Below are 23,626 nucleotides of genomic sequence, written 5' to 3' on the forward strand. Positions count from 1 at the left end.
TCTTAATTCCAACTTCTCACAGGCTAATGTTCAGAATCATTGTTTCAAAAGCAGTTTGAACCTAAATTACATACTTTTCATATCAAGGATATTATATTGAGGTGATATGAAAATGAACTGTGGAGATTTGAAAATGGGTCAGACTCTTCGTTGTGAAGCATGTGGTTTTGAACTTCAGGTAGTAAAGGAGTGTGGGGATGTATCCTGCTCTACTGATGCCTGCTGTACTGGCAACGTAACGTGCTGCGGAGAACCGATGAAATTAAAACAATAAGCCAGGCAAATAACGTAACAAATACAGGAGAGGAGATTCCGGAATATTTCTGAGGAGTACAAAACTCAGGAAAGTCCGGAAAAGGATATAGTAAAGACAAGTCCAGAGAGGTTCCCTGTTCAGGGCTTTTTCTGGAATCTCAAAATTTCAATAATGTGTTTTTTGCTGTCTTTTTTCTTTCATTTTTTCAAGGAAACCCTGAATCAGCCTGGTTGCGAAATATGAACTGAAAAACCAGATTATAAGGGCAATAATAATTGAAAGGCCCCATCTATTAAAGTGCTCCATGCAGAAGGCATCAGTGAGCACGCATATAGTGCAGCCTATCATCCCTGCGCTGGCTCCGAGAGCAATGTCAGAAGCCTGCTCTGAAGTTCCGAAATATCCTGCCATTATCACGGCAGCTGCCATAACAGCTGGAAAAGCTGCAAAAACTCCTGCAAAAGATTTTGAAGGAATTATCTGCAACATAATATAACAGGCAGCAACAGCGGTTCCCCCAAAGACGAACCTTAGAGCAAGGTCTTTGAAATCTAATTTCATGATATAACTCCTTATTGCAATTTTTCTAAAAGGATTACTAAACTATTTGAACCTTAACTCTGCTCATTTAGGGAATAAGTTCAAGTTTAACTTCTTTTCTATTTCATCAATCTTCTTGGGTACTTCCGTTAAAATCATCTGGCAATCTAAATCCAGCATGTAGACTTTGCGGAATTGCTCTATAAGGTCTCATGGAGAATATTTACTTGTTAAATCAGCCTTTCTTATATAGTTTTGAATTTTTGCGTATCCATAAAGAGACAAAAGTGAGATGAAAAGATGGCCGAAAAGCGACTCGTTATCCTGTAGATAAAGTTTATCTGCTTCCAACAAGCTCTTATAAATGTCATAATGTTTTTTACTGTATCTCTTTTTTGATGGTCCATCTTTATCCGAGTGATGTTTTTCAACTAACTTATCCGCAACATACTGTTTTCTTGGTCCTATTACAAAGTCAGGTTAAATACTTTTAATTAAGAAGGTGGCTTTTGACAGGCAGCGCAGATAATACCTATGCTACTTATTCAGTAGGATAATTAGAGTCATCAAAGCTATACGGCTTTGACTTTCCTGAAGGCTTCAAGAAATTTTACATCGCTGAATTTTTCTGCTTGAGCTAAGAATAAATGAAATAACCTGAAGGCTTTTTAATTCGGTAATGGCCAGATCGAGAAGCTAAACGAGAACATGTACAAGCAAAAGGTTTTTGCAAACTTTGATCTAGAGAATAGCAGGCTAAACATTAAGCTGTTTCCGGAGAATAGAGAAAATAAAAAACAATGATGAAAATTTTTGTAATATCCGGTTATTCATCAGGTTTTTCAAAACGGGCAGGATACTTCTTTTTTAATGGTATGTGGAACTCTTCGTCTAATTTTGTATCATAAAGTAGTGTTTTCACTTTTGAAAGCTGGTCAAGTGATAAATGCTGAGCTCCTTTAAAGTCAGCCCTTTCAAGATTAGCTCCTTGAAGGTTAGTCCCTTCAAGTTTAGCCATTTTAAGGTTAGCTCTTTCAAGATTAGCCATCTTAAGGTCAGCCTCTATAAGGTCAGCTCCTTGAAAGTCTTTTCTCTCTGGAGCATCCATATACAATGTCGGCTTTGAACTAAAATAAGTATTACTATGCAATGAAAATATCTTCTGCTCTTCAGGATTTAGTTTAAAAAATTGTGTCTATTTATAATCTGGGCCTATAAGAACTGCAAAAATGACAGCTACGTTTTACCCTATGACGTTGCTATCCTGCATGGATCCTTCAGTATGGTATTTTCTTCTCAGTTATTTCTGACATCTCTATTTTGCAGAATATAAGGCACACTGCCCTCACTCAGAAGGAAAGTAGACTATCAAAGAAAATAAGCATCTCTAACAAGGGTAAAAATAGAAAAAAAGCCTATATACATTATGGATAACAAAAAACTTGCGAGTATGTGCCCAGTTCCACCTACATTAAGAGAACTGTTGAAGAAACAAAAGGAACTAGAAATGCAAGAAAAGGAAAAATATTTCAAACCTTGAATTAACAAAAAATACATCCGAATTTCTCAGTAGGAAAGACTGCAATTTCTACTGAGAAAAGACTAGGACTATACGCACTTGAAGTCCAAAATCAAGTACATTAGGCGTTGTGACTGATCTAATGTTTTAAACAGTTGGAGGTTTAATGTTATTGATTTCTCAGTTCAACCGCGTAAGCCCTAATTCATCAAATCCATACTCCCCAAAATAAGTACAATGTATCCAATATTACTTAGGCACTAGAGGTACGAAATCAAGCACAATCGACTTTGAGATTTAAATTGTGCTTTAAACAGTTTGAGATTTAAAGTTTATTGATTTCTTAGTTCAACCGCGTAAATGCTATCGAATATTGTCAATTACTAGATTGTATAATTCGAATTAGTTTTGAGACGACCTGAACTCAAAATTTTACTCTTTTGTAAAAAATGTTCTTTATTATCTCCGCCGTAAGGATATACAGTCCTACTATGATTCCAAGTATTAAGATCACGGAAATCGGGAGAGGTTTGAAGCCAAAAGGGACTCCCAAAGGAGTCAGTGGTAGGCAAAGCGTTATGCCTCCTATTAGCAGGGTAGCTGCCAGCAGGTATTTTCCGGGTTTGCTCTTGAAGAAAGGTTTTCTGCTTCGAATTACCAGAACTATCATGGATGCTGAAATAACGGATTCTATAAACCAGCCGGTCCTGAACTCTTCTATCCTTCCAGGAAGAAGGAGAAGCAAAACGCCGAAGGTAAGGTAGTCGAATACAGAGCTGGTAATGCCAAATACTATCATAAACTTGCGGATGAAACCCATATCCCAGCGGTGGGGCTTTTCAACTAATTCCCTGTCAACAGTATCAGTGGCTATAGTCATCTCTGGAAAGTCAGTCAATAAATTGGTTAGCAGGATCTGCGTGGGCAGCAGTGGAAGGAAAGGCAGGAAAAGTGATGCTCCTGCCATGCTGAACATATTCCCGAAATTAGCACTGGTAGCCATAAAGACATACTTCAGGGTATTGGCAAAGGTTTTTCTTCCACCTTTTACCCCTTCAACAAGTGCATCCAGGCTTTTTTCCATCAGCACGATATCTGCAGCATCTTTGGCAACATCCGCAGCGCTGTCAACTGAGATTCCCACATCTGCGGCGTGAAGAGCAGACGCATCGTTAATGCCGTCTCCCATATAGCCAACGACTTTTCCGCTTTTTTTGAGTGCAAGGATGATACGCTCTTTCTGGTTTGGCTCTATCTCGGCAAAAAAATCAGTATCATTTACCTGCGCGATCAGGGCCTCACTGCTCATCTTATCAAGTTCGCTTCCGGTTATAACCTTGGAGTTCTTAAGCCCGATCTCCCGACTGATACTGGCAGCCACAAATTTGTTGTCTCCAGTAATAATCTTTAGAGAAATCCCAAGCTGTTCCATGCTTTGTATGGTCTTTGAGATACCTGGCTTTGGTGGGTCAAAAAAGAAGAGAAACCCTAGAAAAGTCATCCCTGTTTCCTGTTCTTTTTTGATAGTTTTCTGCTGCCCCATCTCCCTGTATGCAACTCCCAGGGTTCTAAATCCTTTTTCGCTGAACTCCTTAAATTGCTGCTCAATTTGTTCTTTTATCTCCAAAATTTCTACGGTTTTCCCAGGTTCGATTTCTGCTAGGGAGCAAACATTAAGAATATTCGAGAGCGCACCTTTAGTAATCATCAGGTTAGTGCCGCTTTTTGATACGAGGATGCTTAACCGTTTACGTATGAAATCATAAGGGATTTCGCCCAGTTTTTCATACTGAGCCAGATCGACTTTATTTTGTGAAAGAATTGCCCTATCGATTGGATTTTCAAAGCCTTTCTGGTAATAGGCGTTCAGGCTGGCATAAAGGAGAACTTTTTCATTTTGATCTCCTTTGAGATCCTGAAAAGAGTGAAGTTGCAGCTCTCCTTCGGTCAGTGTGCCGGTCTTGTCGGAGCAGAGCAGGCTCATACTGCCAAGGTTCTCGATTGAAGCTAGTCTCTTGACAATCACCTTATTTTGCGCCATCTCTCGTGCACCATGGGAAAGGTTAACACTTATGATTGCAGGAAGGAGCTGAGGAGTCAGCCCGACTGCAAGAGCAAGGGAGAAGAGAAAAGAGTCAAGTACCGGACGCTGGAGATATACATTGATCGCGAAGATGGCTACAACCATCAGCATCGTAACTTCCATCAGGAAATACCCAAAACGTGAAACTCCCTCTTCAAACTCAGTTCTTGGAGGCCTGAGTCTTAGAGTCTCTGAAATTTTTCCAAACTCGGTTTCTTTTCCTGTGAATACTGCCAGTGCTTTTCCGCTTCCGCTAACCACACTGGTTCCCATCCAGAGAGAATTTATACGCTTCGCGAGAGGGCTTTCTGCTTTCAATGCACCGACTGATTTTTCTACGGGATAACTCTCTCCTGTGAGAGTAGCTTCGCTAACAAAAAGGTCATTTGATTCTAGAATCAAGCAGTCTGCAGGAATCATGTCTCCTGCGCTGAGAATTATTATATCCCCGGGCACGATCTCTTCTACAGGGACTTCCGTTTTCTTGCCGTCCCTCAGCACTGCTGCTCTTATCTGTACTGCGCTGAGCAGTTTCTCAAAGGCATCTGCAGATCCCTTCTCTTGCCAGAAACCCAGCAGACTGCTGATCACGATAATAGTTACAATAATTATAGTGTTTGTAGATTCTTGGAGAAAGAAAGACAGTCCAGCTGCAAAAAGAAGGAGAAGAGTAACCGGGCTCTTGAATTGGGAAAGCAAGATTTTCAGGGCATCTGACCTTTTCTTCGGTTTTAGAATATTAGCCCCATATATTTTAAGGCGTTCACTGCTTTCAGAGCCTTTCAAACCTTCTGTTGTCGTTTGGAGTTCTTGCAGCACCTTGGATGCAGGAATACTCCAGAATGCAAGCTTTTTATCACTATTAGTCAATGGGATATCTCCTTATTACCTGCTACTTACCTGTTTTTTTCTTCTTAGGCCTCCGTAAAAACATCAGGATTGTGGCAAATTTCTTTCATACGGTTGAAAGATCCTAGAAACTTTGAACTTTTCAAGGTACTTTTCTGTCCTGATCCCTTCGAGCTCTTTGATTTTGATGGTTATTTCTCCTTCAGTATATCCCTTTCAATGTGTTCCATTACCAGTTTTTCATATATAGTGGCGATTATTTTAAGGCAGTCAAAGATCCTGTTTTCATCAACTATGGTTTTGCCATTAAGCATAATACGCCTGAGTTCCCTTGATCCAAAGGATTATATGGAGAGTCCTTTGAGTTTTATTTTGCATCTTTATCTTCAAGCACAATCCTTAGAGCACAATCCTTAGATTACTTCCTTCGTATTCGATATTCGTGGCATAAAAATCGGATATATCGAGTTTCTGGATTCAAATTTAACCTGACGATGCCCCAATTAAGAGAGGATTTCTACACAGATCATTTTTAAAAACTAAATTTTGAAGAGCAGAAGATATTTTCATTGCATAGTAATGCTTATTTTAGTTCAAAGCCGATAATTGTATATGGATATTCCAGAGAGAAAAGACCTTCGAGGAGCTAACCTTCAAGGAGCTGACCTTATAGAGGCTAACCTTCAAGGAGCTAACCTTCAAGGAGCTAACCTTCAAGGAGCTAACCTTGAAGAGGCTAACCTTCAAGGGGCTAACCTTATAGGGACTAATCTTCAAGGAGCTAACCTTCGAAGAGCTAACCTTCAAGGAGCTAACCTTCAAGGAGCTGACCTTATAGGGGCTAACCTTCAAGGAGCTAACCTTCAAAGAGCTAAACTTGAAAAGGCTAACTTTCGAGGAGCTAATCTTCAAGAGGCTAACCTTCGAGGAGCTGATATTTTTTATGCTGATCTTACAGAGGCTAACCTTCAAGGGACTAATCTTATAGAGGCTAACATTGAAAAGGCTACTCTTCAATTGGCTAGACTTCATTTGGCTAAACTTTATTTGGCTAATCTTCAAGGGGCTAACCTTCAAGGAGCAGACCTTTATGGAGCTGACCTTCAAGGGGCTAACCTTCAGGGAGCTAACCTTTATGGAGCTGACCTTCAAGAGGCTAAACTTGAAGGGGCTAACCTTCAAGGGGCTAAACTTGGAGGAGTTAAACTTGAAAGGGCTAAACTTGAAAGGGCTTACCTTATAGAGGCTAACCTTGAAGGAGCTAACCTTGAAGGGGCCGACCTTGAAGGAGCTAAACTTGAAAGGGCTTACCTTATAGAGGCTAACCTTGAAGGGGCTAAACTTAGAGGAGCTAATCTTGAAGGGGCTAAACTTAGAGGAGCTAAACTTGAAAAGGCTAAACTTGAAAAGGCTAAACTTGAAAAGGCTTACCTTATAGAGGCTAACCTTGAAGGGGCTTACCTTATAGAGGCTAACTTTCAAGGGGCTAATCTTGAAGGGGCTAACCTTAAATGGACTTACCTTATAGGGGCTAACTTTCAAGAGGCTAACCTTAAAGGAGCTAACCTTGAAGGAGCTAACCTTGAAGGGGCTAACCTTGAAGGAGCTCAGCATTTATCACTTGACCAGCTTTCTACAGTGAAAACACTTCATAATGCAAAATTAGACAACGAGCTTCTCATAACCCTAAAAAAGAAGTACCCTATCCTTTTTAAAGTATCTGATTGAGCTCATTCCAAAACCAATTTTATTTTCATTCAGTAGGGTTTTCAGGACCATTTATCAGGATTAGAAGCTCTACTGGTTTAAGAAGCTCTACTGGTTTATTCATAATACCAAATTCAAAGAAGCAATTTTGAGTTTTGGGATCAGCTTGGTATATGATGTTAGCGAGAATTTCGAGGAAAACATAGCCAAATAAGGGGGAAAACTAGATGGAAACAAGTTCTATTGAAGTTCGGAATATCTTAAAAAATTTAAACTATCCATTAATGAAAAAGGATATCGTTCAACAAGCCAAAAAGCATGGAACCAGTGGTGAGATAATTCAGATTCTTGAGAATATCCCAGACAAAGAATACGCTAACGCTGACGAAGTCAACAAGGAATTTCACGGTAAATTCAGGTTGTGGGGATAAGTTATTGAAAACCGTGAATATTAGGATCTATCTACATTTCCTCAAATTTTGAAGAGCAGAAGATATCTTCCTAGCATATTAATGCTTATTTTAGTTCAAAGCCAATAATTGTAATTGGATATTTCAGAGAGAAAAGATCTTCGAGGAGCTAAACTTGAAAGGGTTGACCTTGAAGGAACTCACAATTTATCATTTGACCAGCTTTCTAAAGTGAAAAAACACTCTATGATATAAAATTAGACGAAGATCTCCACATACCATTAAAAAAGAAGTATCCTGCCCTTTTTGAATTACCAGAATCATAACAAGGAGCAAGACCTTTAAGGAATGTAAAATCAGAGAGCTGGTCTTATCCAGCTTTCCCCATTTCGAAAAGGACAAAATGCTTAATTCAATGTGGGTTGCACAAAAAGTAATAAAAAATAAAAAGTAAATTTATAAAGATATCGTCTCGAGCTTTGCCCGTTTGAAAATAGCAGTTACCCTTCCTTCTTCATCAATATCATCCTTGATCAAAACAAGTTCCCAGCCTTCGTTTCCGATTCTTTCAAGGTCGCTCATTTGTTGTGGCGTGTTAAAACCATCAATCCTGCGAGAATCATACTCCCATAAATGTATCATTTAATATCCCTCCTGTTAAAGATAAAGAGAAATTTTGTAATTTATATATTGCAATGAAACTATAAATAATCCAAACAGAAGGAAAAAAGCAATCCATTTTTTGCAAATGGTGCGCATGTGTGTACATATCAACAGTTTTGGTAGCATATCAAAATTTCTGTAAAATCACAAATATCAAGAAGTTATTGTATAGAGAATTCGACATGCTGCCAAAATCTGGAAAATAACTACCTTTTATCTCAAAAGGTTGCTGTTATTCCGGATATTTTAGCTCATGCCTTTTAAGATCAGTCTCTTCAAGGTCAGCTTTTTCAAGGTTAGTCCACACAAGGTTAGCCCTTTAAAGATAAGCTTCTCTAAGAGTGTGTCTTAAAATTCAAACTATTTCTACAATTGGAGAATGGGTAGCGTTAACTTTAAAATTAAATCGTGAATTTTCCTGAAATTCAGGTACACGTTGACCTTAAAGAAACTATTTTTCCCATAAGACTGTACGCACTCAATACCTAAAATCAAATACAATAGCCATCATTATTTAAAATTGCACTTTGGACATTTAACGGCTTAATGCGAATGTTTTTTAGTTCAGATGTGTAAGTCCTTTCCGAATTATAGAACCAAGTTTAATTTTAAGACACGTTCTAAGTTGGGTCAGAACCTCAATGTCAATTTGTCCTTCCCTTCCCGCACGCAGCAACGTGTAAATGGGTGTGACAAATGCTCCTCAAACTGTACATCTACGACACTGCCTCTTACTGAGAAAATCTCGCCGAAGTTCGCAGCATTCTTGTGATTTTCCACAGGATCTTTTACAGTTCCTTTCACGTTTGCATCGTACCCTTTCGCGTTTGAGCGACCCTTTTTTATATGTTGCTGTATCCTGAAATTATTTTGTAGATTCATAATCATTGAGGAGTTTAATACATGATATAATGGAGCAATACTCGTATCCTTATTATACTGAAAAGTAATTGTTATAATATGGTAATATTACCTTTTGAAATAATTTGTTTTTTAAGTTGGAATTGTATATCAAAAGGGGGAACACTGTGTGGAAATTTTTGAAGGACTCGTTTATGTAAAATATGGACGTATCGGAAGCAAAAGTGAAGGTCCAGATTATTATCTTCAGACTTGGGACAGGGAGTTTCTGCTGAAGTATAGGGATAGAGGTCCATGGGAATTAGACTATTACCTTGAATTTTTCTGCCGTAAATTCGTTGAAGTTACTGGCAAATATGATCAAGAAACAAATATAGTAAAAGTAACAACGGTCGAGGAAATCTGTGTAGAGCATATCCCTAAAAAGATGGAGTACAGTTGATCCGACTTTCCGGAGATCTCTCTTCTAAAATAATATTTTTCATAATTTTTTCCCATCAAACTTATTTACCTAAGTTGTACAGTATTTAATAATTCATAATGAAAATAAAGTTTCGGTAGCGAATATCGCTGCAAGCAACTGGGTATTTTTGCGCCACTATTCTCTTTATGATAGAAATTATTAAAAATCAAGTTAGTAATAGAATTTCTACAGAGCCGATACATTATTTACTACTACAAATGGTAGTGGATAAATCATTGTGTGGGTGGATATTTGACAGCTAGCGCCTTTATTATACCCAGTATTAACAACAATGTCGATAGGCCTAAAATAAATTGATAATCAAATCTTTGGACATATACTCCTGCCGCGATTTCACGCATGACTATTAAAAGCGTAGCATCGGTTACATATGTAATTCTTATTTCTTCATGTTCACGAAAATCAGCAAAAGTCTTGAAAAGATCAATGAGAACAAAAATTGTGAGGACACCAGATACTATCTGACCAAAACCGCCCCCAAGAGTCCCGAATAGAATTGACTTGATATTCAGGAGGAGATTTATCACTCCCGCAAGTAGCGCCAGTAGCAATATATAAAGGATGATAATAGTGACTAAATCAATTATAGTTTTAAATATTTTTTTCTGGTTTATCATAAATATTTTATAATGGATGTTCATTTGTATCCTCCTCTATAAAAAGGTTAGGGCAATTCATCACCGTACCCAAAATCAGTCTATTGAGGTTGATTTAGAGTTGTCAAAAACATATAATTGCCAATCCATACCAAACTGAAAAACACAATGAATAGACAACAATTAAAGAAAAGGAACTAAAGAAAAGGAACTCCCAAAAACTTGTCCATTAAATCTTAAATAAGATAGCTAGTGATATTGTTTTTCTTAGGCTATAGTTACAGTTTATGATTTATTAAATCTGATTTTCCGCACATGCGCACATTTGAGATAATTAAATAAGACTTATGCAGTTGAGCTGAGAAATAATAGTATTAAACCTTTAACTGTCTAAACTATGAATTTTAACCACAACGGATATCGTACTTGATTTTATACCTCAAGTGCATAAGTCCTAAGATAAATAAATCTATCATCTTGCAAAATCAGAGAATCAGGTTGCTCTACCGATATTGCAGAAATACATCATCGGACTTGCTTGCTCCAGGCGGTGCTCTTCCCAGACAGGGCAGGTTTTACAAATGCAATCTCTGTTGGGGTCTAAGTCACTGCAGGTAGCAGTACCTGCCGAACAATAGACTCCGGGAACCTTTTGAGGCTCTGGAGCTTCACCTTCTCCTAAACTTTTCATTTCATTTTTTAAGTTTCCAATTTTTTCAAGTGTGCATACGCTATCAGCTTGGACAGGACACCGTGGACACATGCATCTTTCGATATTTGATACAACATACGGAACTTTCGCTTCTGTGGATTTACTCATTTCATTCCCCCAATATAATATTCGTGAAATAATATTCATTCCGTATTTTACGTTTAGAAAATAAAAGCTTTTTCAGTTTTCAAAATGATCATAACTAAGTAGTGGAGCTGATCCTAAAACTCAAAATTGCTTCTTTGAATCGCTAATATGGAATAATTAATTGGACTTCTGATCATGAAAATAGTTATAAAATTCTTAATGATGTGGGAATAAAATTGGTTTTTGGATAAGCTCATACAGTTGTTTTCCTAAAATTACTTTATTATTAGAGCCTATCCCAAAAGCCACTTTATTCTTAATCGTTGGGAGTTTTCAAAGTTGTTTTCATGATCTTGAGGTTGATTGATTATTCGAAATACAAGGTCCAAGAAGCAAATCAAATTTTGGGATGAACTCTTACTTAAATAGAGTTTATTTGAATGACAATTCGTCGAGATAAAGGACAACCTACACTATAATTCAAATTCTATAATCATGGAAAACAGGAATGGGCACGGAAAAACTCAATCCAGAATTTATAACCACGAAAAACCGGAAAGCACGGAAATATTGTGCCCTTGTTTCTTTTATTCCATATTTTTCCGTGGTTCCTAAGTTCCGCATTTTTAGGCGCATAAACGTCTACTGATATCGGAGTATGCGCTTAAGCTTAAGCACATAAATTATAAGTTCCAATTTCAAAACCACAATTTACTGACTTCGTATGTTTGCGGAATTAAGTGTATGCGCTTAAAATTTGGGAACTCAGGGTGGTTACCTTTTTCGTTTGAATTATAGCCAATCAATGAATTAAGTACACTTTTGAACATCATTATTAGCATAGAACCAGGTTTATAAAATGTACTTAATTCATGAGTGTACTATAATCAATAATTGCGGGCACAACCCTTTTTACCCTTACTTCTTTTACGCTACTGTAAACCTTATAGTAAATTCCGTTCCATTGTCTCTTTTCAATTCAAGTTTGCCTTCTAACTGGTCTACAAGGGTGGTTACCAGTTGTATGCCAAGACTGTTGGGATTTTCCAGATCAATACCTTCAGGCATACCTATCCCATTATCTAATACTGTAAGACTAAAATCGACGCCCTGCGTATCCTCATTATTGCCTTCTACTCCATTGTCTTTCCATTTTTGGGATTCTTCCCTACAAAGTCTGATTTGAATTCTCCCGTTATCTCTGCCGGTAAATGCGTGTTTGAGAGAATTTGAGACAAGTTCGTTAACAATTATTCCTAATGGGACTGCAGTATCCATGTCAAGGAAAATGTTTTCTTCCAGATTCATATTTAAGCTGGTACTGGCATTTCCAAGCCTGTATGTCTGGAAAAGATTCTTAGCGAGTTCCTTAACATACGACGAAAAGTCTAGTGTATCGAGCCCCTCACCTTTGTACAGTTCCTCATGGATAAGAGCCATAGATATCACTCTGTCCTGACTTTCCTTGAAGGCTTCCAGGACTTCCGAATCCTTTACATATTCTCTGTTGTTAAATTTTTCAGCCTGGAGATCCAGCAGGGAGGAGATTACTTGCAGGTTATTCTTGATACGATGGTGAATTTCTTTTTTACGGGCAGTTTCAACATTCGCAAGAAACTTTTCTGTCTCTTTTCTTTCGGTCACATCATAAATCGTACCCTGGTAGAATTCCGGCTTTCCATCCTTTCTCTGAATTTTCTGATAAACTTCATTTATCCATCTGATTCTTCCATCCCTGTGCTTTATGCGAAATTCGATTTCTTCGTAACCTGTGGATTGAGGACTTCGAATTTTTTCCTCTTCTGAGAGAACAAAAGAGAGGTCTTCAGGAAAGATTATGTCTTTCCACTTAACCCAGGACATGAACTCATCTTCACTATACCCTGTGATCTCCTCAACAGCGCCATGCAAAAATATAGGAACAAAGTCTTCATCCAGCTGGAAAGCAATCCCATGGAAATTATTTATGAAAGAGCGATATTTCCTCTCACTTTCTTGAAGCTGAATTTCTGCAAGCTTGGTACTTGTAATATCTTTCAGTACTCCGATAGCCCCGTAAGGCAGACCCTCACGATCTGTAAGACAGAACCCGGAATTTTCTATATAAATGCAAGTTCCGTCTTTTCTTCTCAACCTTAATTCTTCCTTAAATCTGCCTCCAGTCATTCTCACATTCTGGGATTTTTCGTTCACATAATTCTTATCTGTGCGATGTATATTCTTGATCCAGAAGTCTTTGCCAAACTTCTGTAATTCTTCAAAACTATATCCTGTAACTTCTTCTATGGCACCTGCCCAGTTGCCTTTATCTGTTCTTAAATCATAGTCATATACTACTTGTCCTGTCCGCTCTGTGACAATCCTGTATCTTTCTTCGCTTTTCCGAAGTTCTTCTTCTGCTTTTTTACTTTTGGTTATATCTCTGGCAATAACTGAGATAGCAGTCAGCTTTCCAGTTGCATCAAAAACCGGAGAAAGAGTAAGTGAGACATTTATTATCGTATTATTCTTTCTTAACCGTAAAGTATCGTAACTGTGGATTTTATCTCCCTGTTTAATCAGTTCAGCCAATTCTTCTGTTTCTTCAACTAATATGGATGGCTCCAGGATAGATATGGGCTTTCCCAGAACTTCTTTGGCCGAATAGCCATAAACCTGCTCTGCTCCTTTATTCCAGCTAGTAATGATGCCATCAAGGGATTTGGTTATAATGGCATCGTTTGAATATTCCACGATGCTTGCTAAATGCAGTCTATTTTCTTCTGCCATTTTACGCTTTGAACTTTCTATCTGCTCCCATTTTCCATCCCTTTTGATCAAAGCAAATCGATGATTTGCAATTACGTCAATGATTCCGACTGCGTTGCAGTTGTCGAGAGGATAGGTGCAGAGAACCATTATCTGGTAGTTTTCGATTATTCTGTCTACTTCTTCTTCATAATTAGTGAAAACATTCCAATCTTCATTTTTCAGCCCGAAAGTGCACTCAGTTAACCTCAAACCGTCATAGCCATTTGCCAAAGCTTTATTGAGTTTTTCAAACAGGCCATTTAAAACTCTCTCTGAATCAAAATTACCCTCCTTAAAATACCAGTGAGTGTAGGGAATTAATTCTATTTGCCCATTCTCCAGATAAGTATCAAAATCAGGAATAGCCCTTCTCAGGGCTTCTTTTGCCTCTTCTATTTCCAGAGATTTTGATGTAATCCCTATGCAAAATTCGTTATTTTCCAGCCCGGCCTTGAAATAGGGAATAAATATGTCTATCAAATCTTCTTTTGTCTGATAGAATTGGCAGAAGTGCGTTCCCCAGGATATATCCCCAATACTATCAATACCAGATCTTCTCAGTTTTTCATTCATTCAACATCCTCTCCGACTTTGAGGCTGCAAAAGCAAAAATTTCGTTGCCATGTGGTTGTGACCCCTGCATCTCCACATTTCATAATTTCGTTTCTATTTTGAGTGTTGGGATTCAGTTACTGAAAACCATAAGCATAAGAATCACTCTACTTTTTACCAAACCAGTGGAGTGCTCATTTTCCAGTACCGGAGTGATTTTTATCCGTGGTATCTTCTTCACCAGCGGCGAAAACCAAATTCCGGTGCCAGAACAGGTCTTTTTTTAGTCATGACCTTCCTTTTTCATGTTTTCTGATTTGATCTCCCGCTCAATGGTCGATATGGCATATATCACATTGGCTTCATTCACCAGTGAGGTGGCGGTCAGCCATACTTCTATGGTTTTGCCGTCCTTGGTGAGTCGCTGGGTACGGTAAGGCTCGAGAACCTCATCGTGGCTAAGTTTATTCAGCACGTTCAACTCTTCTGCTTTCCGGCTCTCTGGAACCAAGCTGCTAATGTTCATTTTCAGTGCCTCAGCTTCACTCCAGCCATACATTCTTTCTGCCATCGGATTCCAGGCAAGGATGTCGCCCTTCAGATCCTGCAATATTATAGCATCGCTCGCGTCGTGCACTACCACGGCAAGGCGGCGCATAGCCTCGGATTTCTTCAGAATTTCCCTCGCCCGTTTCATCTCGGTAATATCAGTGAAGGTAATCACGGCTCCCTTGATAACGTTTTCAAGGGTACGATAAGGCCGGATGCGCAGCAGGTACCATGCGCCCTTCTGGGTCTGGACTTCAATATCTTTGGGCGTCAGAGTGTTCAGCACCTCCGTGATGTCCTCTAACAGGCGGTCATAACCCAGAAGGTTCGAGACGATGTCCCCAACCGGACGTCCAACATCGGTCGGGATCAGATTGATTATTTTTGTGACGGCAGGAGTGAAGCGCATGATGTGCAGTTGATAGTCTACAAAAATAGTGCCTATATCCGTGCCGGACAGCAGGTTGTTCATATCATTAATGGCCTGAGACAGATCGGCGACCTTATTTTGCAGTTCGGTATTGACCGTAGCCAATTCTTCGTTGACTGACTGCAGTTCCTCCTTGGATGTCTCCAGCTCCTCGTTGGTGGATTGCAGCTCCTCGTTGATTGACTGCATCTCTTCGTTTGAGGATTTAAGTTCTTCATTGGAGGTCTCCAGTTCTTCATTGGAAGCTTTGAGATTTTCTTCCTTAATCTGCAGTTCCCGCTTCAGCTCTAGGATGCGCGCGTCAATGTCCTTTGACTTTTCACAGGCGCCTTCTCCGGCACCTGTGTCACTGTCCTTCCCGATTTGGCTCTGCTCCGAGATCTTCGCTTCCTCAAAGGTGATCAGAAACAGGTTTGGCCCGTTAGTGCCTACTGCCACAGGTCGTAACGCCAGATTGACTGTAGTGAAGTCACCGTTGGTTTTGACTCGCAAACCGGAGCGGAATACCGGCTCTTTACGTACAACTGCTACGTGCAAAGCCGTGGTCAATTCCTGATGCAATCCCTCGCGGGCCATCTTCAGGATATTCAGGCCAGCCTCACCAGAAGCTGGTTCCAGATACATGCCGGTACGACCATGAAGATAGAGAATATCGCCGCGTTGGTTGACGAGCACGCCTGCCGGGGCGTAATATTGTAGCATAGTCTGTTCGATCAGCTCGCGCAGGTTAAGTTTGCTTTCGGCAGGAGCCTTGTCGGACGGTTTATTGGTCTCCCTGCTTTCCAGCCGTGGTGGAATAAATGTCCCCATGAGAAGGTGTCCACTGTTAACATCCTTTTTCCGATACAGCTTCGACTTGCGGCCCAGCGTTTCAAAAAGGTTCTCGAACTCGCCCACTGTCTCTGAGGGACCAAGGAAGAGAAATCCGCCCGGGTTCAACGCGTAGTGAAAGAGGGGGATGAGCTTCTTTTGCAGTCTCCTGTCCATATAGATCAGCACGTTGCGACAACTGAGCAGGTCAAGTTTGGAGAACGGTGGGTCTTTGATAATGTCCTGTTCAGAAAAAACGATCATATCACGGATACTTTTCTGGATGCGGTAGTTGCCTCCTGAATCTGTGATAAAGAAGCGCTCCAGCCTTTCTGGCGAGATATCGACGGAGATGGAGGAGGGATAGACGCCGCTGCGGGCCTGAACGATGGCCTGTTTGTCAACATCGGTTGCGAAGATCTGCACCTTGAAAGTTTTCTTCAATATTTCCATCTGCTCTTGGAGCAGGATCCCGATGGAGTAAGCCTCCTCACCTGTGGAGCAGCCAGGCACCCAGATCCGTATCGCTGAGTCGGGATGCTTGCTGGTAAAGAGATACTGTAGGACTTTTTCCTGAAGTGCCTCGAAAGCTGTGGGATTACGGAAGAAACTGGTGACGCCGATTAAAAGGTCTTGAAAGAGCGCCTCCACCTCGACAGGATTTTGTTCTAAATATTGTACATACTCGTCTACACTCTTGATATTCTTGATGGCCATACGCCTCTCGATGCGGCGGATGATGGTGTTCTTCTTGTAATCGGAAAAGTCGTGACCAGTTTGGATGCGTACAAGGTTGAATATCTTTTTCATCGCGTCTTCGGCCTTGGGGATTATGTGAGGTCTTTTTCCAAAGGCTTGAGTTACATAGGCAATTAGCTGGGCCGGCATCTCAGCCGGCGGCAGGATGTAGTCTGCCAGACCTGTAGCAATGGTGCTGCGCGGCATGCCATCGTACTCGCTGGACTCGGGACTCTGTACCATCACCATGCCGCCCTCTGCCTTGATCTCACGAGCCCCCAGTGTGCCGTCTTCGCCGGTACCTGAGAGTACAATACCGATGGCCAGCTCTTGTTTACTCTGAGCCAGGGATCTAAAAAATAAATTAATCGGCAGGCGATGGCCGTGAGGCTCTGCCGGTTCCTGCAACTGCAACGTACCATACTCAAGAATCATGTCGCGGTTAGGCGGGATGACATAGACGCAGTTAGGCCGGACAACCATTTCATCTCTTACCTCGTAAACCGGCATCCGTGTATAGCGCCCGATCAGGTCGGTGAGCATGCTTTTGCGGTTAGGATCCAGATGCTGCACCAGAACAAAGGCCATGCCAGAATTGCTGTCATCGGGAATAGCTGAAAAGAAAGCTTCGAACGCAGCCAACCCACCAGCCGATGCCCCGATGCCTACAATTGGAAAGTCCTTTTTTGGAGACTCATCCAAAGATACATCCAGAACAGAATTTTCTCCAGTTGAGCTTTTTTCTATATCTTGCGGCTCTTCTTCATTTGACCTTTGTATTTCCTCTTTACCTGTGGGCTCCTTTTCATTGTCCGTCTTATCACATCCCTTCAATCACAGGGTATTTTCCTTATCAAAACTATCCCAAGGTACACATATTCTTCTAAAACGTTGTTCAGAATTATACTTGATCATCATCGGACATCGTTATCAATTACTTAATTGTGAAATATACATAAACCCAATAGCAGGAGATAGCATATATTTTCTGTGTCTTTATGTTGCGAGAGTATGCCCAAAACAATGCAAAACAATGCAGGTGACAGATAATATCAAGTGCATATGTGAAAATACCTGCTCAACAAATATAAGCTAAAGGTAATCGATACTTATCAGTACCACGATCTTCGCTAAAAATTGTCAGAGAATGGTCTAAGAACCTATCGAAAAGTCAATAATGGATGTTGTAAAGATACAGTAAGTCACAACAAGTTCGGCTGGATAGCTCATTTAATTGTCTGCGAGAAGGAAGAAAAGCTTAACCGCAAATCTTTTCAAAAAAGGTTTGATCGAAAAACTCTAGCAACGGCTTGACCACAACTTTTCCAAATGAAAGCTTGACCAAAGATTTTTTCAGAATCTGAACCACGCGAAGTAGATTGCAGGAGCAAGCACGGCCCAGAGGAGAAGCGAGTAAACCAGTCCTTTTTTCCACCCAGACATGAGAATAAAATAACTTGCAGTAAGAGCACAGCAAATATCTGCCAGCATTCCCACAAGTGCACCTTTCGAAAGCTGTTCTGAGATCAGGAGCAGTTCGCTGCCCTTATAATCTATGCTCAGGCCAAGAATCGCTGCAAGATATACTGCTGGGAAAGCTGCAAAAATTCCCCCCAATCTGCCTCCGAATTTCTTTGAAATAATTGTGGAAATCACAACAGCGCTTCCTCCAAAAAGAAAGCGTAGGAGAACCGGAAGTATCTCAATATTCAGCATTATATCCCGTTCCTTGTACTTAAATACCTCATCTATACAGTAATACAACCCTTTTGGAGAATTGAGCTTGTTTTAATATTTTCTTTAACGTTAATGTCCATATTTTTCCCTGATTTCGGATTCTTTAAGGACATTAAGCCCCAGTTTGTCAAGGATTTTGGAAATCTTTTTCCTTTCTTCGCTTTTCATGGATTTCCTGTCAAAATAAGCAAAATCAGCCTTTGATTTTTCAATCGCCTGTCTGATCAGGGCTTCATCCATAAATTCCAGCTTGTACTTGGGAAAATTGTGCCCGAAAGAGATCCCGGTTTCAAATAAAAGCTTTGTCTGGCGCATGGCATAATGCCCACCTCCAAAACCGATAGCAACAGGAACTTTTTCACGAGAAACGGCAAGGATAGCTTTTGCAGCAACCTCGCCTGCCTCTGGATCCTTCCACTGTACTTCAGTGCTTCCTATTTCAGCATAAAGCGATGGAACTGAAAGCTCAGTCGGCCCATGGTGGGTCACTTCGAGGGTAACATCATACTTCAGACCTTTTTGTTCAACAAGGCACTTCATTTCCATAAGAATGGATTTCATAGCGGCCGGAGAAGAGACTGCAAGAGATTTTGGGCAGCCTCCAAGCCTTGCATCGTCTGAGGGGTTCCCTGTACAGTGTACAGTAAGAGAAGAGATTTCCTCTTTGCTCCGGTGTTTGGATGCGAAGACTATAAGAGAAGCTGGCAGCCCTGAATTTTCGAGTTTTCTGTCAAGTCCATCCTGGAAGACATGCATTTCTTCAATATCAATAAGCCTGAATTTTCCGTCCTGTGATTCTCTGGCCGCAGAGAATCCGGAATTTTTAGGAAGCTCAAGGAGTTCCCATTCCTTAAGGCTCAAAAGATGGGCCTTAATGTTCTGACTGGCAAGGTCGGGGGCAGAACAGATGATTGTTATTTTTGGGATCGGGGTTCCAAGGAGATTTTTTTCCTGATTACTGGGTTCTTCTGGATTGCTATCATTTTTCATTTCTGATCAATTCGAATCATTAATCACTTTAAGTCTCCTATAGAATTCATTAAGATAGATAAAGCCAACCCCGAGTTACAGCTTATGGTATATAAAATCTGAAGAGCATAAAAATTAGTTCTGAAAGGTTCGAAAGGGATAAAGCTAGAAGAAAGTCATTAGAATAAAAGTGGGTTAAAAAGCCTTAAGTGAAAAGCAAAAAGAGATCTAAAGTAAAAAGCAGCAAGAAGCCTTAAGTGAAAAATCAAATTGCGTGCAGCCACCCGCCCGGTTTATGGGGAATAATTAAGTATCCATTTACAAGACTTTCTTAATGCAGAGTTGCATTACCAACTTCTGTAACCATGACGCTAAGAAACCTCACTTTACAAAGAAGCAACGGTACAGAGGTTTAAACGAAACCATAAAGAGGTGAGGGTTCACTTCATCCCCAATCTAAAGAATGGGGTATTCGTGACCCTCTGCGCTCCCAATGTAATAAAATCAGTAGCCTCTCATAATTAACTTTCAAAAATTAGTCTTTCAGAAACTAGTCTTCAAAAAGACCTTTCAGAAATTAGCCTTCAAAAAGACTTTCAGAAATATCTTCGAGAAACTAACCTCTCGAAAAGACTTTTCAGAAACTAACTTTTTAGAAGTTATCCGGGTCGGAGAGCAGATATGAAGGGTCATAGAGCTTTCTTCCTTTTCTGGTAAGGTAGAGGCGTGTCCACAGGACAGCCGTGAGAGGCTGCAGGATCACAATTGGTACCAGAGATATGATTGCTGTAAACAAGATGTTTCCCATGTCTACGTATTCACTGACATAACCGTTGATCAAAGCCAGCCCGATAGTGATTATCCAGATAAGGAAAACGTCCAGCTTATTACTCGTAAAGAAACGAAAACTCTCACTCAAAGCCTCAAGGGGTCTAAGCTCGTCGATAACGAGGGCATAGCTGCTGAGGGAAAGTACGAGATTGAGAATTATTATATAAACCGTCCAGAGAATTACTCCTATACCGAGCGCGGCTATGCCGTTTACCGAGGCTTCCGGATTTTCGATAAGCGTATTCATATTTCCTACTGCAAAGGCTCCGGGAACTATAAATATAATTCCTACAAGCAGGAGCAGGGTAATCAGCAGGAGTGATAGGAAGAGCCTGAAGGTGTTTTTTGAACTTGAAACCAGCATATCAAAGATCCCGGCATCTCCTGTCTCAGAGGCCTTTTTCGCCATCCCTATTGCTCCTGCTGTGAAGAAGGACTGCACGAACATCACAAACAGGAAAAATCCGAGAATCAGAAATAATGACAGTCCGAGATTCTCGGAAAAACCTTTCCATAATATGGAAAAGATTTCTTTGTTGGAAAGGGTTGCAGGATCGATAATACTTCCTGTATTTGAAGTAAAGAGCAAAATGCCCATCAAGCCAAAGAAAAGGACATAAATAATCATATTGATAAGAAAATTAAGAACGAATGGAATACAGATGTTTAAATTTCTAAACCAGCTGCTAAATCCTCTGTGAAGTATTGTTCCAAAATCTTCATACATATGCCGTGACCTTCCAATTATAAGGGCAGTGCTCCTGCATTTCTTTTGCAAACATACCCTAACAGATCGCAAAAGTATAGCTGGTATGCAGGCTCACAGATACCATTTTTGGATACATATGCAGGAAGATAAATATATAATCTCTTATTATCATGTAGAGAAATATACAGGTGAATGTAAGCAATACAGTCATGGCGGATGCAGCAGGCGAATACAGGTGAGGATATGAAAAAGCTGGAAAATCACGAGTGTTTTCAGGTTTCCGAAAAATCTGCTGCCGGCGGCGACAGCGAAAAAGTCCTGGTCATAGGCCACTGTCTGCTCAACCCTCTTGCAAGAGTGAAAGGAGTAAAACCAGCCCGATCTATTGACACACGAGGCGCGAACGTTATCCAGCTTCCCTGCCCGGAAGCCATGTTTTTCGGCATGAGACGCCGTGAAATAACTAAAGACCAGCTCGATCATCCTGCCTACCGGCGGTTTTGCAGAGAAATCTTTACCCATTTTGCAGACCTGCTCGAAGACATTGCAGCCGGCGGCGTAAAAATAAAAATTCTCGGCGTCCCGAAAAGTCCCTCCTGCGGTGTGGAAATCACAAGCGTCGGCGGAGAGCCAGGAAAGGTAAGAGAGTTTCATCATAGACATGCGCCAGGGCCTGGGGTGTTTATGGAAGAGATTATAAAAGAGCTTAAGAAGAGGAATGTAAAGTTTGAGATCGAGGATGCGGGGAAATAAAAAGAATTTTTTGAGTTCTTAAGAGCTTAAAGCGTATATTTTTATTGAATTTAAGAAACTTTTATTTCCTTTTTCTTTTCCATTTAAAATATCGATCTATTGCCAGATCAATTGCTTCGTTGATATTGAATCCAAGTCCATTCCAGTTAGGTTGCAGCATTACAATTTTATTTAACTTCTTTGATAGAGTTTCCCAGTTGTCAGATTCTTCTGCTTGATCCATTGCTAGATTACTTAAAACTAAAACAATCTTTTCAAACTTTTCTTCTTCATTTTGATTCATATTCTTCAGAATACTTAAAATCTCTTTAAGCAACTCTTGTTCTGTTCTTTTAATATTTACTGTTCCAAGCAAGTCCTTGACATTATATGCCTTCCTTGACCCTTCAGGTCTGTACCTATCTTCACCAATTTCTTCTAAATAAACCAGATGATCATAACTAACAGCTATTTCGGGTTCATCAGGAAGGGGAATTTTCTCGACAGCTTTTAACTTTTCGAAGCTGCTGTTTATTTCCCGCAGGTTGAACAATATACTTGAAAAATAGTCACGCCTCTGACCACCATTTACATTGATATAGATTTTCTTTGCCTCATTATCAGATCTAATTACAGCACAGGAATTAAATTGTTTGTTTTCGAGAACTACACCTGTTCTCCACTGTAAACCATTTTTAATATCCTTATTCATCTTCACTATAAATCGGGGCATAATTGAACGCGGAAGGAAATCATATTCAATAAAAAACTTCAGGGACTCATTCGAATCAAAGTCAAATTTTGGCTCAGGAACTGCCAACAGGTCAGGAAGGAGAACAGTTTCGTTATCGATTGTATAACACAATTCGAATTTTTTCATCAAATTGATTATATAACCATAGCGTTCAGGAGGATAGTAATAGTCACTTTCTTGTTTCTGTTCTAGGATTTCATCTAACATACTTAATCGAAGAACTCCCTTCTTCTTAGCTAGGATCTCCGAATTTATGATTTTGTAAACGCCTTCAGTAATCCATTTCGGTTCAAGCACGTGTGTATCGAGTAATGAAATGTCTTTAAAATGTACAATTACTCCAAGATTATTGAGATAATCAACAAGAGTGTTTTGAGATGACTGATCATCTACATTTTCCTCCAAACATATATTACGATATTCTTCATAAGTAATAAAATTGCAACTCATTTTTTCTAATTTTGTCTTCACCTTAAACCAGCTTTCAGCCAATTCTGTTTGCATGTTTTCAACTTTTAATATTTCTTCTTTTAATTTTATGGAAAACTCCGCAACTCCTTTATTTTCCTTACAAGAAATTTTGAAAAAACCTTTTATTGAGGGATATTTCTCCTGTAAAAACTTTCTATTCAATTCAAAAGAGGGATTTTCATCAATCTTGTTCAAAGCGACCAATACTGGAGAATCTCCTCCAAAACTCCTTATGTGCTTGAGCCAGTACTCGGCTTTTTCGTCCCTCCTTGAATCCAGAACTAGAATGTAAAGGCTTTTTTTGGTTAGAAAAAATTGATGAGTAGCATGCATTATTTCCTGTCCACCAAAATCCCAAAAATTAACTTTTATTTCCTTATCTTTGTCTTCAAATCCCCATTTTTTGATGTTAATTCCTTGAGTCTGATGCTCATTTCCATCAAAACCTTCGCCTAGTAATCTCTTCACCAGTGAGGTTTTACCCGCCTCTCCATTTCCTACCAGCAAAACTTTAACTTCATTTAACAGTTTCTTTTCACCTTTTTCTAAAGACTTAAAATAGTCAAGTACTGCCTTACGACCTTGTTTTACAATATCGACTGGAGGATTTTTAAGAGGATTTCCTCCTAAAAACATTACTTTTCGTGTGAAATAATCCCACTTAAAATAATCCCACTTAATATCTATATCTAATTCTAAAATTTCTGGTGGTAGAGAAGTCAATTGATTAGAAGATGTATTAAGTCGAGTGAGATTTTTGAGTTCTGCGATTTCTGGTGGCAACGAA

General features: G+C 39.8%; 19 protein-coding genes. 5 read left to right on the top strand and 14 right to left on the bottom strand.

Annotation, left to right across the window (positions count from 1 at the left end; all coding sequences use genetic code 11):
* Window positions 1–112: 112 nt before the first annotated feature.
* The gene (locus BP621_RS02605; RefSeq protein WP_292387802.1) at window positions 113–274 is read left to right on the top strand and encodes a hypothetical protein; all 162 of its coding nucleotides are present in this window, start codon (window positions 113–115) and stop codon (window positions 272–274) included.
* A gap of 147 nt (window positions 275–421) precedes the next feature.
* Here the strand turns inward: BP621_RS02605 and BP621_RS02610 are convergent, their stop codons facing one another.
* From BP621_RS02610 to BP621_RS02625, 4 genes are all read right to left on the bottom strand, one after another.
* Window positions 422–817, bottom strand: coding sequence for a DUF3147 family protein (locus tag BP621_RS02610; RefSeq protein WP_292387803.1), 396 nt, complete (start codon window positions 815–817; stop codon window positions 422–424).
* An 805-nt stretch (window positions 818–1,622) separates the two neighbouring features.
* The gene (locus BP621_RS02615) at window positions 1,623–1,904 is read right to left on the bottom strand and encodes a pentapeptide repeat-containing protein (RefSeq protein ID WP_292387855.1); all 282 of its coding nucleotides are present in this window, start codon (window positions 1,902–1,904) and stop codon (window positions 1,623–1,625) included.
* A gap of 835 nt (window positions 1,905–2,739) precedes the next feature.
* Entirely contained in the window at window positions 2,740–5,268 is a 2,529-nt protein-coding gene (gene mgtA / locus BP621_RS02620; protein ID WP_292387804.1) for a magnesium-translocating P-type ATPase, read from the bottom strand.
* Window positions 5,269–5,438: 170 nt separating this feature from the next.
* The gene (locus BP621_RS02625; protein ID WP_292387805.1) at window positions 5,439–5,561 is read right to left on the bottom strand and encodes a hypothetical protein; all 123 of its coding nucleotides are present in this window, start codon (window positions 5,559–5,561) and stop codon (window positions 5,439–5,441) included.
* A 298-nt stretch (window positions 5,562–5,859) separates the two neighbouring features.
* Between BP621_RS02625 and BP621_RS02630 the strand changes: the two genes are divergently transcribed.
* Window positions 5,860–6,975: a pentapeptide repeat-containing protein gene (locus BP621_RS02630; protein ID WP_292387806.1), complete on the top strand. Its 1,116-nt coding sequence runs from the start codon at window positions 5,860–5,862 to the stop codon at window positions 6,973–6,975.
* Between the two features lie 206 nt (window positions 6,976–7,181).
* Window positions 7,182–7,385 carry a DUF2795 domain-containing protein gene (locus BP621_RS02635; protein WP_292387807.1) on the top strand — a complete coding sequence of 68 codons (204 nt, stop codon included), beginning with the start codon at window positions 7,182–7,184 and terminating at the stop codon, window positions 7,383–7,385.
* 435 nt (window positions 7,386–7,820) lie between these two features.
* Here the strand turns inward: BP621_RS02635 and BP621_RS02640 are convergent, their stop codons facing one another.
* Together BP621_RS02640 and BP621_RS02645 are read right to left on the bottom strand one after the other, a co-directional pair.
* Entirely contained in the window at window positions 7,821–8,006 is a 186-nt protein-coding gene (locus tag BP621_RS02640) for a hypothetical protein (protein ID WP_292387808.1), read from the bottom strand.
* Between the two features lie 651 nt (window positions 8,007–8,657).
* A complete protein-coding gene (locus tag BP621_RS02645; RefSeq protein ID WP_292387809.1) occupies window positions 8,658–8,909 on the bottom strand; it encodes a hypothetical protein in 252 nt (83 codons plus the stop codon).
* Window positions 8,910–9,057: 148 nt separating this feature from the next.
* Between BP621_RS02645 and BP621_RS02650 the strand changes: the two genes are divergently transcribed.
* Window positions 9,058–9,330, top strand: a complete 273-nt coding sequence (locus tag BP621_RS02650) for a hypothetical protein (RefSeq protein ID WP_292387810.1) — start codon at window positions 9,058–9,060, stop codon at window positions 9,328–9,330.
* Between the two features lie 254 nt (window positions 9,331–9,584).
* On the opposite strand, the gene BP621_RS02655 is transcribed toward BP621_RS02650, so the two are convergent.
* The 7 genes from BP621_RS02655 to BP621_RS02685 form a co-directional block, all read right to left on the bottom strand.
* Window positions 9,585–9,989, bottom strand: a complete 405-nt coding sequence (locus BP621_RS02655) for a phosphate-starvation-inducible PsiE family protein (RefSeq protein ID WP_292387811.1) — start codon at window positions 9,987–9,989, stop codon at window positions 9,585–9,587.
* Between the two features lie 472 nt (window positions 9,990–10,461).
* A complete protein-coding gene (locus tag BP621_RS02660) occupies window positions 10,462–10,788 on the bottom strand; it encodes a DUF2769 domain-containing protein (RefSeq protein ID WP_292387812.1) in 327 nt (108 codons plus the stop codon).
* Between the two features lie 906 nt (window positions 10,789–11,694).
* Entirely contained in the window at window positions 11,695–14,130 is a 2,436-nt protein-coding gene (locus BP621_RS02665; RefSeq protein ID WP_292387813.1) for a PAS domain S-box protein, read from the bottom strand.
* Between the two features lie 262 nt (window positions 14,131–14,392).
* Entirely contained in the window at window positions 14,393–17,470 is a 3,078-nt protein-coding gene (locus BP621_RS02670) for a chemotaxis protein CheB (protein WP_292387814.1), read from the bottom strand.
* Between the two features lie 519 nt (window positions 17,471–17,989).
* The gene (locus tag BP621_RS02675; RefSeq protein ID WP_292387815.1) at window positions 17,990–18,400 is read right to left on the bottom strand and encodes a DUF3147 family protein; all 411 of its coding nucleotides are present in this window, start codon (window positions 18,398–18,400) and stop codon (window positions 17,990–17,992) included.
* 42 nt (window positions 18,401–18,442) lie between these two features.
* Complete coding sequence (locus tag BP621_RS02680; RefSeq protein WP_292387817.1) at window positions 18,443–19,363, bottom strand: D-aminoacyl-tRNA deacylase; 921 nt, start codon at window positions 19,361–19,363, stop codon at window positions 18,443–18,445.
* A gap of 631 nt (window positions 19,364–19,994) precedes the next feature.
* Window positions 19,995–20,801: a hypothetical protein gene (locus tag BP621_RS02685; protein WP_292387818.1), complete on the bottom strand. Its 807-nt coding sequence runs from the start codon at window positions 20,799–20,801 to the stop codon at window positions 19,995–19,997.
* Window positions 20,802–21,125: 324 nt separating this feature from the next.
* Here BP621_RS02685 and BP621_RS02690 point away from each other — a divergent pair, with 324 nt between their 5' ends.
* Window positions 21,126–21,635, top strand: a complete 510-nt coding sequence (locus BP621_RS02690; RefSeq protein ID WP_292387819.1) for a hypothetical protein — start codon at window positions 21,126–21,128, stop codon at window positions 21,633–21,635.
* 61 nt (window positions 21,636–21,696) lie between these two features.
* On the opposite strand, the gene BP621_RS02695 is transcribed toward BP621_RS02690, so the two are convergent.
* On the bottom strand, window positions 21,697–23,626 hold a 1,930-nt coding region (locus BP621_RS02695), incomplete at its 5' end, for a COR domain-containing protein (RefSeq protein ID WP_292387820.1).

This window comes from Methanosarcina sp. UBA5, assembly GCF_002505485.1.
Classification (GTDB): Archaea; Halobacteriota; Methanosarcinia; order Methanosarcinales; family Methanosarcinaceae; genus Methanosarcina.